Source organism: Myxococcus xanthus, from assembly GCF_006402735.1.
GTDB lineage: Bacteria > Myxococcota > Myxococcia > Myxococcales > Myxococcaceae > Myxococcus > Myxococcus xanthus_A.
This window is the reverse complement of record NZ_CP017174.1, coordinates 1,793,372-1,806,806: the sequence shown is the minus strand read 5'-3', so window position 1 is coordinate 1,806,806 and position 13,435 is coordinate 1,793,372. Positions and strand designations below refer to the sequence as shown.

General features: G+C 68.0%; 11 protein-coding genes. 7 read left to right on the top strand and 4 right to left on the bottom strand.

Features of this window, described 5'->3' with window-relative positions; translation table 11 throughout:
* Window positions 1-154: 154 nt before the first annotated feature.
* The gene (locus BHS09_RS07700; protein WP_011551643.1) at window positions 155-472 is read right to left on the bottom strand and encodes an SWIB/MDM2 domain-containing protein; all 318 of its coding nucleotides are present in this window, start codon (window positions 470-472) and stop codon (window positions 155-157) included.
* Window positions 473-818: 346 nt separating this feature from the next.
* On the opposite strand from BHS09_RS07700, the gene BHS09_RS07695 reads away from it, so the two are divergent.
* The 5 genes from BHS09_RS07695 to BHS09_RS07675 all read left to right on the top strand — a co-directional run bounded on the left by BHS09_RS07695 (window position 819) and on the right by BHS09_RS07675 (window position 9,626).
* On the top strand, window positions 819-1,799 hold the full coding sequence (locus BHS09_RS07695) for an NAD-dependent epimerase/dehydratase family protein (RefSeq protein WP_140797537.1): 981 nt from the start codon (window positions 819-821) through the stop codon (window positions 1,797-1,799).
* Between the two features lie 91 nt (window positions 1,800-1,890).
* A complete protein-coding gene (locus tag BHS09_RS07690) occupies window positions 1,891-2,556 on the top strand; it encodes an HAD family hydrolase (protein ID WP_011551641.1) in 666 nt (221 codons plus the stop codon).
* A 13-nt stretch (window positions 2,557-2,569) separates the two neighbouring features.
* A complete protein-coding gene (gene larAH, locus BHS09_RS07685) occupies window positions 2,570-4,180 on the top strand; it encodes an NPN-dependent hydroxyacid isomerase, LarAH14/15/16 family (RefSeq protein WP_140788616.1) in 1,611 nt (536 codons plus the stop codon).
* An 8-nt stretch (window positions 4,181-4,188) separates the two neighbouring features.
* Window positions 4,189-8,601 (top strand): AMP-binding protein, encoded by a 4,413-nt coding sequence (locus BHS09_RS07680; protein WP_140797536.1) that lies wholly within the window; start codon window positions 4,189-4,191, stop codon window positions 8,599-8,601.
* Window positions 8,598-9,626, top strand: coding sequence for an NAD-dependent epimerase/dehydratase family protein (locus BHS09_RS07675; protein WP_140788614.1), 1,029 nt, complete (start codon window positions 8,598-8,600; stop codon window positions 9,624-9,626). The genes BHS09_RS07680 and BHS09_RS07675 overlap by 4 nt, the downstream gene beginning before the upstream one ends.
* 198 nt (window positions 9,627-9,824) lie before the next feature.
* Here BHS09_RS07675 and BHS09_RS38820 read toward each other — a convergent pair whose 3' ends face one another.
* Together BHS09_RS38820 and BHS09_RS07670 are read right to left on the bottom strand one after the other, a co-directional pair.
* Window positions 9,825-9,995, bottom strand: coding sequence for a hypothetical protein (locus BHS09_RS38820; RefSeq protein WP_174258684.1), 171 nt, complete (start codon window positions 9,993-9,995; stop codon window positions 9,825-9,827).
* A gap of 3 nt (window positions 9,996-9,998) precedes the next feature.
* Complete coding sequence (locus BHS09_RS07670) at window positions 9,999-10,880, bottom strand: GGDEF domain-containing protein (RefSeq protein ID WP_140788612.1); 882 nt, start codon at window positions 10,878-10,880, stop codon at window positions 9,999-10,001.
* 260 nt (window positions 10,881-11,140) lie between these two features.
* On the opposite strand from BHS09_RS07670, the gene glgC reads away from it, so the two are divergent.
* Both glgC and BHS09_RS07660 read left to right on the top strand, forming a co-directional pair.
* Window positions 11,141-12,370 (top strand): glucose-1-phosphate adenylyltransferase, encoded by a 1,230-nt coding sequence (gene glgC, locus BHS09_RS07665; RefSeq protein WP_140788611.1) that lies wholly within the window; start codon window positions 11,141-11,143, stop codon window positions 12,368-12,370.
* A 7-nt stretch (window positions 12,371-12,377) separates the two neighbouring features.
* Entirely contained in the window at window positions 12,378-12,899 is a 522-nt protein-coding gene (locus BHS09_RS07660) for a GNAT family N-acetyltransferase (protein WP_140788610.1), read from the top strand.
* Here BHS09_RS07660 and BHS09_RS07655 read toward each other — a convergent pair.
* Window positions 12,896-13,345, bottom strand: a complete 450-nt coding sequence (locus BHS09_RS07655; RefSeq protein ID WP_237078112.1) for a hypothetical protein — start codon at window positions 13,343-13,345, stop codon at window positions 12,896-12,898. The genes BHS09_RS07660 and BHS09_RS07655 overlap by 4 nt on opposite strands.
* Window positions 13,346-13,435: the final 90 nt, after the last annotated feature.

The following is a 13,435-nucleotide window of genomic DNA, read 5'->3' as shown; positions in this document are numbered from 1 at the left end:
GTAGGCCGCCCGCGCGCCGACCGCCAGCACGCAGAAACGCGTCCGCCCTCTATCCAACGCTCCGCGGCGACACGCCAACCCCTGGAAATGCAAAGGGCCCGCCGCTTGTCGCGGCGAGCCCCGAGTACGGCGACCGGGAGACCCCGGCCAATGCTCAGCTCAGCTGCTTGTTCACCAGCGCCGTCATCTCGAACATGGTGACGCTCTTCTTGCCACCAAAGATGGGCTTGAGCTTGTCGTCGGCGTTGATCTGCCGCTTGTTCTTCGCGTCCTGCAGGCCCTGCTTCTTGATGTAGGCCCAGAGCTTCTTGACAACCTCCGTGCGCGGCAGCGGCTTCGCGCCGACGATCTCAGCGAGCGCGGCAGACGGCGTCATCTCCTTCATGAACGACGCGTTCGGCGTGCGCTTCTTCGCAGCGGGAGCCTTCTTCGCGGCGGGAGCCTTCTTCGCAGCAGCTTTCTTGGCGGCCATTCGTCTTGAGTCTCCTCCCCTCCGAAGGGGACGTTGTACGGCTTTGCTTATGTGAAGCGAGAGCCGATGCGGCGTAGAAGTAGCACGCCCAAGCCCGAAAAACAGCCCTCTCCTGCGTTTTTCCCTCTGAGCGCCCCTCTGCGAACGCGGCTGGAGCCCGAGAATCAGCCTCCGGAGCGCTCGGCCCCCTCTCGCGCCTTCGCTTTGAAACGCGTCCGGAGCCCGAAAATCAGGCTCCGGAACGATATCTGCCCTCGGGAAACCCCTTACCGGCGTGGATCAGCACCGAAGCAGCCGCCGGATTCTCCTTGCGGACGTGGTGTGTTTTTTTGGATGAAACCCCGTCATGCGAGCCCTCATCACTGGTGCAGGCGGCTTCCTGGGAACATGGCTGGCCAAGGCCCTGGCCGCGCGCGGAGACACCGTCACATGCCTGTTGCGCCCGGGAGGAGACGCCTCGGGGCTCGCGGGAGTGACCTGTACGCGGGTGGACGGCGACGTGACGGCGCCCTCCACACTGGCCGCCGCGGTGGCGGGGCAGGACGTCGTCTTCCATCTCGCCGGCGCTCGCCGCGGCGCGACACGCGACGACTTCATGCGCGTCAACGCGGAGGGCACCCGCCACCTGTGCGAGGCCATGGTGGCCGCGGGCCACCGCCCCCGGATGGTGCTCACGGGTTCGCTGGCCGCCTGCGGTCCGTCCACGCCCACCCGGCCGCACGTGGAGGAAGACGCCTTCCACCCCCACGAATGGTACGGGGAGAGCAAGGCGGAGGCCGAGCGCATCGCCTTCTCCTATGGAGACCGGCTGCCCATCACGGTGTCCCGGCCGCCGCGCATCCTGGGCCCCGGGGACAGGGAGAACCTCCCCTTCTTCAAGATGGCCCAGCGCGGCATCCGGCTGGAACTGTCCGGCGGCCCCCGCCCGCTGACCATGGTGGATGTGGAGGACGTGGTGGACATCCTCTTGCTGCAAGCCACCCACCCCGCGGCGATTGGTGAGGCCTTCTTCTGCGCGGGCCCCGGCGAACCCCTGTCCCTGGAGAAGGTGCAGGACATGGGGGCGCAAGCCCTGGGACTCACACCCCGCACGGTGCGCGTGCACCCCGCGGTGCTCCGGGCCCTGGCCACGGCGGCGGACGGGGTGTCGCAGCTGACGGGCCGCAAGCTGGCCCTGAGCCGGAAGATGGCGAAGCAGCTGTTGGCGCCTGCCTGGACGTGCTCCGGGGCCAAGGCCGAGCGGCTGCTCGGCTTTCACCCCCGGCGCGACCTAGCGGACTCCATCCGTCGCAGCGTGCGGTGGTACCAGGAACAGGGCTGGCTGTAGCCCCTTCTCTCCCCGAGCCGCCGGGAGGCGCGCCAAACTCCCGGCATCATTGACCTCCCCCCCCTCGAAGTGTCAGGAAGCCCGCAGCCCCATGTCCTCGAAAGCTGCCTTCTTCGATGTCGACGGGACGCTCGTGAAGACGAACGTCGTCCACGTCTACGCGTACTACGCGATGAACCGCGGCTCCGTCCTGGGCATCGCGGGACGGACCCTGAGCACCGCCCTCAGCGTGCCGCTCTTCGGTGTCATGGACGCGGTGGACCGCAAGACGTTCAACGAGTTCTTCTACCGCTACTACGCGGGCCTGAGCGAAGACCGCCTGGTCACCATCGCCGAGGACATGTTCGAGGACGTGCTGCAGCCCGCCCTCTTCGAGCAGACGCAGGACCTCATCGACCAGGCCCGCCGCAGCGGCTGCAAGATTGTCCTCGTCACGGGCGCGCTGGACTTCACCATGCGCCCGCTGGCGCGCCACCTGGGCGCCGACGACATGATCGCCAACAAGATGCAGTTCGTGGGCGGCAAGGCGACGGGCAAGGTGATTCCGCCCATCATCGAAGGCGCGAACAAGGCGAACGCCATCCGCGCCTACTGCACCAAGGAAGGCCTGTCGCTGGACAAGTGCCACGGCTACTCCGACAGCGCCTCTGACTACGCGATGCTCGCGGTGGTGGGCCGTCCCACCGCGGTGAACCCGGACCTGCGGCTGCGCTCCATCGCGCGCGCCTACAACTGGCCCATCCTCGACCTCAAGTAAGAGCCCCCACGCCATGCGCCCGTTCAAGACGCTCCAGAAGCTGTACGACGAGGAAAGCCAGGTCGTCATCACCGAGAAGGGCAGCCCCCCGCGCGTGCTGTTCCACGGTGAGAACTTCCTGCAAGAAGACCTTCCGGTCGGCACGCGCGTCATCTTCCCGCGCCCGCCCCTGGCCGGCGTGCCCAACGTCAAGGCCGCCATCCGCTACGCCATCAACAACCCGGAGGGCATGGAGCCGCTGCACGCGCTCCTCAAGCCGGGCATGCGCCTGACGTGCGTCATCGACGACATCAGCGTGCCGCTGCCGCCCATGGTCACGCCGGACGTGCGGCAGACCATCCTGGAAATCGTCCTGGAGCTGGCCGCCGACAGCGGCGTGGACGACGTGCACCTCATCATCGCCAACGCCCTGCACCGCCGCATGACGGAAGGCGAGATGAAGCGCATGGTGGGCGAGAAGATCTTCGACGCCTACTACCCGGACCGCTACTACAACCACGACGCCGAGGACCCGGACGGGATGGTCGCGCTGGAGCGCACGTCCCACGGTGAAGAGGTGTCGGTGAACCGCCGCGTGGCGGAGAGCGACCTCATCGTCTACGTGAATGTGAACTTCGTGCCCATGAACGGCGGGCACAAGTCCATGGGCACCGGCGTGTCCAACTACGCGTCGCTGCGCCACCACCACAACCCGAAGACCATCCGCGCCTCCGACAGCTACATGGAGCCCAAGACGAGCGCGCTCTACAAGAGCAACGAGCGCATCGGGCGCAACATCGACAAGCACCTGAAGGTCTTCCACATCGAGACGGCGCTGAACAACCGCATGTTCGGCGGCCCCACCGACTTCCTGGCGAAGAAGGAAGAGGACTACACGGAGGCGGACCGGCTGAAGTTCCAGGCCATGCGCTTCGCGCTGTCCAAGCTGCCGCGCGCCGCCGCGCGCAAGGTGCTCAACTCCGTCCCCGCGCCCTATGATGTCACGGGCGTCTATGCCGGCGCCACGGAGCCCACGCATCAGAAGACGCTGGAGACGAGCTACAAGCAGTACGTGGTGCCGGTGGAGGGACAGAGCGACATCGTCATCTTCCCCATCCCGTTCATCTCCCCGTACAGCGTCAACTCCATCCTCAACCCGCTCCTGGTGCAGGTGATGGGGCTGGGCTACTTCTACAACCTGAACCGCGGCGTGCCGCTCGTGAAGAAGGGCGGCGTGCTCATCCTCCTGCACCCGGCCTACGACGAGTTCGACCCGGAGCACCACCCCAGCTACATCGAGTTCTTCCACCGGCTGCTGCCGGAGACGCGGGACTCCATGAAGCTGGAGCACAAGTACGAGCGCGAGTTCGCGGAGAACCCCAGCTACGTGCACCTGTACCGCAAGGGCAACGCCTACCACGGCGTGCACCCCTTCTACATGTGGTACTGGGGCGAGAATGGCCGCCAGCACGTGGGCAAGGTCATTGTCGCGGGCGCGGAGAACAACCACGTCCCCGCTCTGATGGGCTGGGACCGCACCGACACGCTCACCGAGGCCATTGAAGAAGCCCGCGGGTTCATGGGCCGCTCGGCCACCATCAGCCTGCTGCGCATCGCGCCCACGGTGATGGTGGATGTGAAGTGAGGACGCCCATGGCCGCCCTTCCCGAGCTGAACGTCACCCAGACCTTCACCGGCAAGCGCCTGCTCTTCGCGGGCGCCACCGGCTTCGTGGGCAAGGTGACGCTGTCCATGCTGCTGACCCGCTACGGGCAGGACCTGGACAAGGTGTACGTGCTGGTCCGCAAGGGCAGCGCCGCGTCCGCCGAGCGCCGCTTCTTCGACAAGGTCGCCACCAGCGAGCCCTTCCAGCCGCTGCGCGACAGCCTGGGGGACGAAGGCGCGCTGGCCTTCATCCGTCAGAAGGTGGAGGTGCTGGACGGCGACATCACCGACCCGTGGATGGGCCTGGAAGAGCCCCAGGTGGAGGCGCTCACCGGGAAGGTGCACGCGTTCATCAACTGCGCCGGTCTGGTGTCCTTCAACCCGTCGCTGGAGGTGGGCCTCAACGTCAACACCCACGGCCTGAAGTTCGCCGCGGCGCTGGCGCTGCGCTGGTCCGTCCCGCTGATTCACATGTCCACGGCCTTCGTGGCCGGCAACCGCAGCGGGCTCGTCTTCGAGGACGAGGAGGTTCGCGGCTACTTCCCCAAGCGGGAGGAGATGGACGGCCGCGACTTCAGCCTGGAGCAGGAGCTGCAGGACGCGGCGCGCATCGTCGCGCGGCTGCGCGAGCAGGCCGAGGACCGGGCCCTCACGTCCACCTTCCGCAAGAAGGCGCTGGACCGGCTGGAAGAAGAAGGCCGCGACACCAACGACGAGAAGACGCTGCGGCTGGCGGTGGGCCGTGAGCGCAAGCTGTGGCTCAGCGGCGAGCTGGTTCGCGCCGGCATGGAGCGCGCCGCCCACTGGGGCTGGCCCAACACGTACACGTACACCAAGTCCCTGGGCGAGCAGGTGCTCGCGGCCACCCCGGGCCTGCGCTACTCCATCGTCCGGCCCTCCATCGTGGAGAGCGCGCGGCACTTCCCCTTCCCCGGCTGGAACGAGGGCTTCACCACCTCCGCGCCCCTGGCCTTCGCGGGCATCAAGGGCCCCGGCGGCATCCCCGCGGGCGAAAACACCATCCTGGACATCATCCCGGTGGACCAGGTGGCGGGCGCCACCATCGGCATCACCGCGCATGCCATGGACGTGGAGGAGCGGCGCATCTACCAGCTCGCCTCCGGCGACGAGAACCCCTTCTACGCCGGCCGCTCGGTGGAGCTGGTGGGCCTGTACCGGCGGCGCTACTACCGCAACCGCGAGTCCGGCAATGCGCTGATGAACAAGCTGCGCTCGCGCGTCGAGCCGCAGCCGGTCAGCAAGAAGGAGTTCGAGCTGTTCAGCGCGCCCATGCTGCTGCGCGGCGCGCGCTTCCTGAAGAAGGCCATCGACGAGGTGCGTCCCGCGTGGGGCGCTCCGGCCGTCCAGGCCATGCTGGACAAGGCGAAGGTGTCGCTGGACGAGGTGGACGACAACGCCCAGGGCATCATCGCCCTGACGGAGCTGTTCCTCCCCTTCCTCTACGAGAACCGCTACGTCTTCCGCTGCGACAACACGCGCTCCGTCTACGCGCGCATGGCGCACGCGGACCGGTTGAAGGTGCCCTGGGACCCGGAGCACATCGACTGGCGCGAGTACTTCCTGGGGACCCACCTCCCCGGCCTGGAGAAGTGGGTGTTCCCAGGCATGGAGTCGGAGCGCGAGAAGCGCACCGTCATCCCCGCGCACCGCGACCTGCTGGAGCTGATGGAAGCCACGGTGCACGCGTACCGGCACCGTGTGGCCTTCCGCATGGTGGCGGGCGAGAAGGAGGAGCGCTTCACCTACGGCGAGGTGCACCGCTACGCCGAGCGCGTGGGCAGCTTCCTGCTGGCCGCGGGCATCAAGCACGGCGACCGCGTGCTGCTGGTGTCGGAGAACCGGCCCGAGTGGGGCATCAACTACTTCGGCATCCTGCGCGCGGGCGCCACCGTCGTTCCGGTGGACCCGGGCTTGAGCGAGGCGGAGCTCGTCAACATCGCCCGCCGGGCGGAAGCGCGCGCGTGCCTCGTCTCCGAGGATGCGGCCCGGGACTTCCCCGGCCTCTTCGCCGCGCTGGGTGACGGCGTCACCGTGGCCAGCCTCGCGGAGGCGATGACGGGCGACCCGGCGTACCCGGACCGCATCGGTCCCGTGCGCAAGTCCGCCGCGGCGGACGACCTGGCCAGCATCATCTTCACCTCTGGCACCACGGGCACGCCCAAGGGCGTCATGCTCACCCACCGGAACTTCGCCGCGCTGGTGGCGAAGCTGGCGGGGACCTTCGACATCGGCGTGGGCGACGGCGTGCTGTCCGTGCTGCCGCTGCACCACACCTTCGAGTTCGCCGCTGGCTTCCTCACCCCGTTCTGGCGCGGGGCGGAAATCACGTACATCGACGAGCTGACGTCGGACCGGCTGGGCGAGGTGTTCGAGACGGGCCGCATCACCGCCATGGTGGGCGTGCCAGCGCTGTGGCAGCTCTTGCACCGCAAGATTACGCAGGAGTTCGCCAGCCGCCCGCCGTTCATCGAGCAGGCGCTCAAGGCGCTGATGGCCACCCACGGCGAGCTGCGCAACCGCAACAACATCAACCTGGGCAAGCTGCTGTTCTGGCCGGTGCACCGCAAGTTCGGCGGGCGCATCAAGGTCATCGTGTCGGGCGGCTCGGCGCTGCCGGACGACGTGCACAAGGCCTTCCACGAGCTGGGCTTCAACATCACGGAGGGCTACGGCCTGACGGAGGCCGCGCCGGTGCTGGCGGTGACGAAGCCCGGCAACAAGCGCCAGCCTGGAACGGTGGGCCGCGCGCTGCCCGGTATCGAGCTGCGCATCCTCAATCCGGACAACGACGGGTTGGGAGAAGTGCTGGCCAAGGGCCCCAACGTCATGCCCGGCTACTTCGGCGACCGTGAGGCCACCGAGGCGGTGCTCAAGGACGGCTGGCTCCACACGGGCGACTTGGGACGTCTGGACGCGGAGGGCCACCTGTACCTGGTGGGCCGCGCGAAGGACGTCATCATCGACCACAACGGGAAGAACATCTACCCGGACGAGTTGGAGGAGCTGTACCAGGACCACACGCACATCAAGGAGCTGTCCATCGTCGGCCTGCCCGACGACGCGGGCGGCGAGAAGGTGGCGTGCCTGTGCGTGCCCGACTACGCAGACCGCCTGCGTGAGGAAGTGCGCCGCGAGTTGGAGGAGCACTTCCGCAAGGTGAGCGCGGGCATGCCCTTCTACCGGCGCGTGAAGGTGTTGCGCCTGTGGGACGGCGAGCTGCCCCGCACTGCCAAGCGCAGCGTGAAGCGCAAGCAGGTGGTGGAGGAGCTCAAGCGCCAGGAGCGCATGGCGGCCAGCGCCAGCAAGGCGCGCGAGAAGGCGGCCAACCCCGCCACGGGCGGCATCGCGGACTGGCTCTTCCCGCTCATCGCTGACGTCAGCCACCGGCCGGTGTCCGACGTGCGTCCGGACGCGCTGCTCAGCGGCGACCTCGGCTTCGACTCGCTGATGCTCACCGAGCTGTCCTCCGCGCTGGAGGCGGCCGGCGTGCCGCTGCCCGCGGTGGAGGACCTGACGCAGGTGCAGACGGTGGAGGACCTGCGCAAGGTGGTGGCGTCCTCCGGCAAGCGCCCCACGGTGGAGACGCGCGCGAAGGAGATCTCCAAGGAGAACGAGCGCGCGGAAGAGGTGGAGATTCCGGTGCCCGACGTGGTCGCGGACGTCGGCCGGCAGCTCTTGTCCTTCGGGCAGAAGGTGCTCTACGGCGGCGTGTTCGACGTGAAGGTGACGGGCAAGTCCTTCATCCCGCAGAACCGCAACTTCCTCGTCATCGCCAACCACTCCAGCCACCTGGACGCGGGCCTGGTTCGAGTGGCGCTGGGTGACCAGGGCGAGCGGCTGGTGTCCCTGGCGGCGCGCGACTACTTCTTCAACACGCCGCTCAAGCGCGCCTGGTTCGAGAACTTCACCAACCTGGTGCCCATCGAACGGCAGGGCTCGCTGCGCGAGTCGCTGCGGATGGCGGGCGAGGCGCTGCGACAGGGCTTCAACGTCCTCATCTTCCCGGAGGGCACGCGCTCCACCACCGGCGAGCTGATGGAGTTCAAGTCCACGCTGGGCTACCTGGCGCTCACCTTCAACATGGACGTGCTGCCGCTGTACATCGGCGGCGCCTTCGACGCGCTGCCCAAGGGCAGCGTGCTGCCCAAGACGAAGACGCCCCTGCGGGTGAACATCGGTCCGGTGCTGGGCCACGCGGACCTGCGCACGCGGGTGCAGGGCATGGCGCGCTCGGAGGGCTACCGCTACGTCACCCGCATCGCGGAGGACTCGATGCGGGCGCTGCGCGACGGCCGGGTGCTGAACCTGGAGCGCGTGGACCTGCCTCTGGCCGGGGCCAGTCCCCGCGCGTCCACGTCCACGGAAGGGAAGGACTCGTGAAGCTGCTGGTGACGGGAGGCACGGGCTTTCTGGGCACGCACCTGGTGCCCAGGCTGGTGGCGGCGGGCCACGAGGTGCGGCTCATCGGCCGCTCGCAGCCTTCGGGCGCGCCCTACGCGGGCACGGAGTTCGTCCCCGGTGACTTGAAGAACCGGGACGCGGTGCGCCGCGCGCTGGAGGGCGTGGACGCCGTCTACCACCTGGCGGGGCTCGTCTCCTTCCAGCCGAAGGACGCGCGGAAGATGTTCGAGCTGCACGTGGACAGCACCCGCGAGCTGCTGCGGGACGTGCGCGAGGCCGGCGTGAAGCGCGTGGTGCTGGCCTCCACCTCCGGCACCATCGCGGTGTCGAAGGAGGCGCACGTCCGCGACGAGAGCGCCGACTACCCGATTACGGTGGTGGGCCAGTGGCCCTACTACCTGTCGAAAATCTACGAGGAGAAGCTGGCGCTCGCGTACTGCCGCAAGCACGACATTCCCCTGGTGGTGCTCAACCCCAGCCTGCTGATGGGGCCCGGGGATGACCGGCTGTCCTCCACGTGGACGGTGGTGAAGTTCCTCAACCGCGAGATTCCGGCCATGCCGGGCGGCGGCATCTCCTTCGTGGACGCGCGCGACGCGGCGGACGCCTTCGTCCAGGCGCTCACCCGGGGCGAGGTGTACGGCCGTCACCTCATGGGCGTGAATCTGTCCATGAAGGATTTCTTCCAGCGGCTGGAGCGCCTGTCCGGCGTGCCCGCGCCGAAGCTGAAGCTGCCCTCCAAGGTCAACGTGCTCGGCGGGAAGCTGCTGGAGCGCTGGGCCAAGGTGCGCGGCACCACGCCGACGCTGGACCCGCAGGAAATCGACATCGGCGAGCACTGGTTCTGGCTGGACGCGTCCAAGGCGGAGGCCGAGCTCGGCTTCCGCGCGCGCGACATCCAGGAGACGCTCTCCGAGACGGTGCAACACATCTACGGGAAGATGCCGCCCCAGAGCCTGCCGGGCACCAAGGGCCGGCTGGCGGAGCTGCGCGAGAACACCTGAGCGGGATTCTGGCGGGAGCTTCCGGGCACCGAAATCCCGCCCCCGGCTGGGCCGCGGTGCGCACCGTGGCCCGCCGTCGCGCCGCTACCGGAGACGACTGGGCGAGCGCACGGCAGCCCGACGTCCCGCATTGACCGAAACCGCCCGGACGACACCGCCTGGCTTCGACGGCACGGAGCCAGGCGCATCACATCGCGACTACCGCTGCGGCACACCCACCGTGCGCCGGGCGTTGTCCACCAGGCGCGCCGCCCAGGGCTCCGCGCGGTGGCTCCACACCCAGGCCGCGCCGAGGAAGACGCAGCCCAGGAGCACGAGCACCAACCGCGCGAGGAAGGACGGGCCCGCTTCGCTTGCGCTGGCGGCCACGGCCTAGCCCACCACGCGGTTTCGGCCCGACTTCTTCGCCTTGTACAGGTTGGCGTCCGCCACCTTGATGAAGTGCGTGGGCTCCAGCATGTCCGGCGTCTGCTCGGCCACGCCAATGGAGATGGTGACGGGGATTTCCTTCTCGTCGTAGACGAAGGACTTCTCCGCGATGAGCCGGCGAATCTTCTCCGCGAACAGGCGCGCCTTGTCCGGGCCGTCCTCGGGGAGGACGACGGCGAACTCCTCGCCGCCGTAGCGGGCGAAGCACTGCTCGCGGCGCACCAGGCGCTTGATGGACTGGGCCAGCTCCCGCAGCACGTAGTCCCCGGCGAGGTGGCCGTGGACGTCGTTGATCTGCTTGAAGTGGTCGATGTCGAACATCATCAGCGTGAGGGTGCGCTGATAGCGGGTCGACCGGCCCATCTCCTTCTCGAGGTACTCCAGGAAGTACCTCTTGTTGTTGATGCCGGTGAGGCCGTCCGCGATGGTCAGCGTGTAGATGGTCTCGTGGTACTGGGTCTCGATGTTGTCGCCATCGAGGAACTTGAAGATGGAGCCTCCGACCTTGACCAGGTCCCCGCTGCGCAGCGGCGAGGCCTGAAGCACTTCCTGGTCATTGAGGAAGGTACCGTTGGTGGAGCCCAGGTCTTCAACGAGCATCTTCCCCCCACGCCCCAGAATCCGGGCGTGGCGGCGGGACACGTTGTCCAGGTCCACTACGATGTGGTTGTGCTGATCCCGCCCGATGGTGAGTTCGGCATCCTCGATGAGGTACTTCTTGCCGAGCTCCGGGCCGTGAATCTGCACGAGACAACACTCCGTGCTGCGGTGGGCATGCACGTTGAGCGTTGAGATCTTGGTGACGCGGGTTTCGTCGCCGGCCATCGGAAACGAGGCTAGCACGATAGCCTCGGCAGACGCCATGCAACGCAGCCGGGGCCGGTTCTTCGGCCCTTGGCGGCGTTTCTCCCACATGCCGCCCGGGGGAGTCCTCCAGGCGCGGCGAGGCCCGGAAACCCGAGGCGTCGGGACGTCCAGCGCCGGTCAGGACACCTGAACAGGCGGTTCGGCACTCAACGATGGCTGGCAGGCAGGCACACGTGCCCTTGCCGGCCCTCCGGGGACGACTAACGTCCGGAACACCTATGTCCAAAGTCCTGGCGATGATTCTGGCTGGAGGCGCTGGCACGCGCCTGGAGCCCCTGACGCGCGAGCGCGCGAAGCCCGCTGTCCCCTTCGGCGGCCGCTACCGCATCATCGATTTCGTTCTCTCGAACTTCGCCAACTCCGGCGTGTACCGGATGAAGGTGTTGACGCAGTACAAGAGCGACTCGCTCAACAACCACCTGTCCCGCGCCTGGCGGATGACGGCGTTCCTGGGCCACTACGTGGAGCCCGTGCCCGCGCAGATGCGCACCGGGCTGGACTGGTACAAGGGCAGCGCGGACGCCATCTACCAGAACCTCAACATCATCACCGACGAGGAGCCGGACTACATCTTCGTCTTCGGCGCGGACCACGTGTACCGGATGGACACGCGCCAGATGCTGGACTTCCACTGCGCGAAGAAGGCCGCGTGCACGGTGGCCGCGATTCCCGTCCCGATTGAGCAGGGACGCGAGTTCGGCATCATCGACGTGGGGCCGGACGGGCGGATGCGGCAGTTCCTGGAGAAGCCCAAGGACCCGCCGCCCATGCCGGGCAACCCCAAGATGTGCCTGGCCTCCATGGGCAATTACCTCTTCTCCACCGACGTGCTGGTGCAGGAGGTGGTGCGGGACGCGGCGAACGAGACGAGCGCGCACGACTTCGGCAAGTCCATCATCAGCGAGCTGTACAAGCGCGCGCCGGTGTACGTGTACGACTTCGCCCAGAACGAGGTCCCAGGCCAGGAGGCCAAGGAGCGCGGCTACTGGCGGGACGTGGGGAACATCGACGTCTACTACCAGTCCAACATGGATCTGGTGGAGGTGGACCCCACGTTCAACCTCTACAACGACCGCTGGCCCATCCACACCCAGCCCAACAACTACCCGCCGGCGAAGTTCGTCTTCGCGGACGAGCAGAACAGCCGCGTGGGCCACGCCATGGACACGCTGGTGGCGGAGGGCTGCATCATCTCCGGCGGCAGCGTGCGGCGCTCGGTGCTGTCACCGAAGGTGCGCGTCAATTCGTACTCGGAGGTGGAGGACTCCCTCCTGTTCGAGAACGTCACCATCGGCCGGCGCTGCCGCATCCGCCGGGCCATCATCGACAAGAACGTGGAGATTCCGCCGGGGATGACCATCGGGTTCGACCCGGTGGAGGACCGGCGGCGCTTCCACGTCACGCCCGGGGGCGTCGTGGTGATTCCCAAGGGCATGAAGGTGACCTGAGACGGCCATGGGCGCGGACGGACTCCTCCTGAGGCCCGCGAAGGAGTCCGACCGCCGCACGCTGTGGCGCATCCACACCCTGGCCGTGGAAGCCCTGTGCCCGCGCGCGTACGCGCCGCACGAGGTGAGCACCTGGGTGCGGCTCTTGAAACCGGAGGGCTACCTGCGGCCGGAGCGTCCGCGCACGGTGCTGGTGGCGGAACGCGGCCGGCGCGCGGTGGGCTTCGGCCAGGTGGACGCGGCGCTAGGTGAGTTGGAAGCGCTCTACGTGGTGCCAGACGAGGCGGGCCATGGCGTGGGCCCCGCCCTGCTGTCGGCCCTGGAGTCCGCCGTCTGGCGGGGCAGCGCGGCGCTGCTGGGGCTGGATGCCAGCCTGAACGCCGAACACTTCTATCAGCGGCACGGTTATGCCTCCGTCCACTCCGCCCGGCGCCCTCTCACGGTCGACGTCCAGTTGGAGTGCGTGCGGATGCAGAAGCAGCGGCCGACCACGGCCCTGGGGCGATGGCCGGCCTGGCGCCGCGGCTAGGTGAAGGCCGCCTTCACCTCGGGCTTGTTGAGCACCACCAGGGCCCAGATGCCCACGGGGATGCCCAGACAGGCGCAGGGGCCGCAGCAGGGGATGACGGCGATGATGGCGGCGGCCATTGCCAGCCCGTAGCTCTGCAGGTTCTTCATCTTCAGCGCGCCGAAGAAGACGATGCCGTTGAGCACCAGCGTGGGCAGCGCGAGCAGCAGCTGTCCGCCCGTGCTCGTCATCCCCGACAGCATCTCCCGGGCGCCTTCGGGCAGGTCGGGGTTGTTGAGCGCCTCCGCGACTGCGGGGTCCGCTCCACCGAAGGCCTGGAGCACGTTGATGAGCCCCAGCAGCACGGTGATGGCGGACAGGACCATCAGCAAGATGGCCGGCAGCGACACGGCCTCCTTCGCGCCCGCTCCGCCGGGAGAGTTCATCGCTCCGTAGGTGTTCTCCATGGTCCCCAGTTCCCCTCGATGCCGCGTGAAATGCCGTGCGGGCAGTGGGCCCGCCGCGCGGCCATTCCACTCGGAGACGGGGGAGCACGC

What these genes read in the sequence shown, in the direction of transcription:
- BHS09_RS07700 (WP_011551643.1), bottom strand. Translation starts at nt 472, where the DNA reads ATGGCCGCCAAGAAAGCTGCTGCGAAGAAGGCTCCCGCCGCGAAGAAG.
- BHS09_RS07695 (WP_140797537.1), top strand. Translation starts at nt 819, where the DNA reads ATGCGAGCCCTCATCACTGGTGCAGGCGGCTTCCTGGGAACATGGCTG.
- BHS09_RS07690 (WP_011551641.1), top strand. Translation starts at nt 1,891, where the DNA reads ATGTCCTCGAAAGCTGCCTTCTTCGATGTCGACGGGACGCTCGTGAAG.
- larAH (WP_140788616.1), top strand. Translation starts at nt 2,570, where the DNA reads ATGCGCCCGTTCAAGACGCTCCAGAAGCTGTACGACGAGGAAAGCCAG.
- BHS09_RS07680 (WP_140797536.1), top strand. Translation starts at nt 4,189, where the DNA reads ATGGCCGCCCTTCCCGAGCTGAACGTCACCCAGACCTTCACCGGCAAG.
- BHS09_RS07670 (WP_140788612.1), bottom strand. Translation starts at nt 10,880, where the DNA reads ATGGCCGGCGACGAAACCCGCGTCACCAAGATCTCAACGCTCAACGTG.
- glgC (WP_140788611.1), top strand. Translation starts at nt 11,141, where the DNA reads ATGTCCAAAGTCCTGGCGATGATTCTGGCTGGAGGCGCTGGCACGCGC.
- BHS09_RS07660 (WP_140788610.1), top strand. Translation starts at nt 12,378, where the DNA reads ATGGGCGCGGACGGACTCCTCCTGAGGCCCGCGAAGGAGTCCGACCGC.
- BHS09_RS07655 (WP_237078112.1), bottom strand. Translation starts at nt 13,345, where the DNA reads ATGGAGAACACCTACGGAGCGATGAACTCTCCCGGCGGAGCGGGCGCG.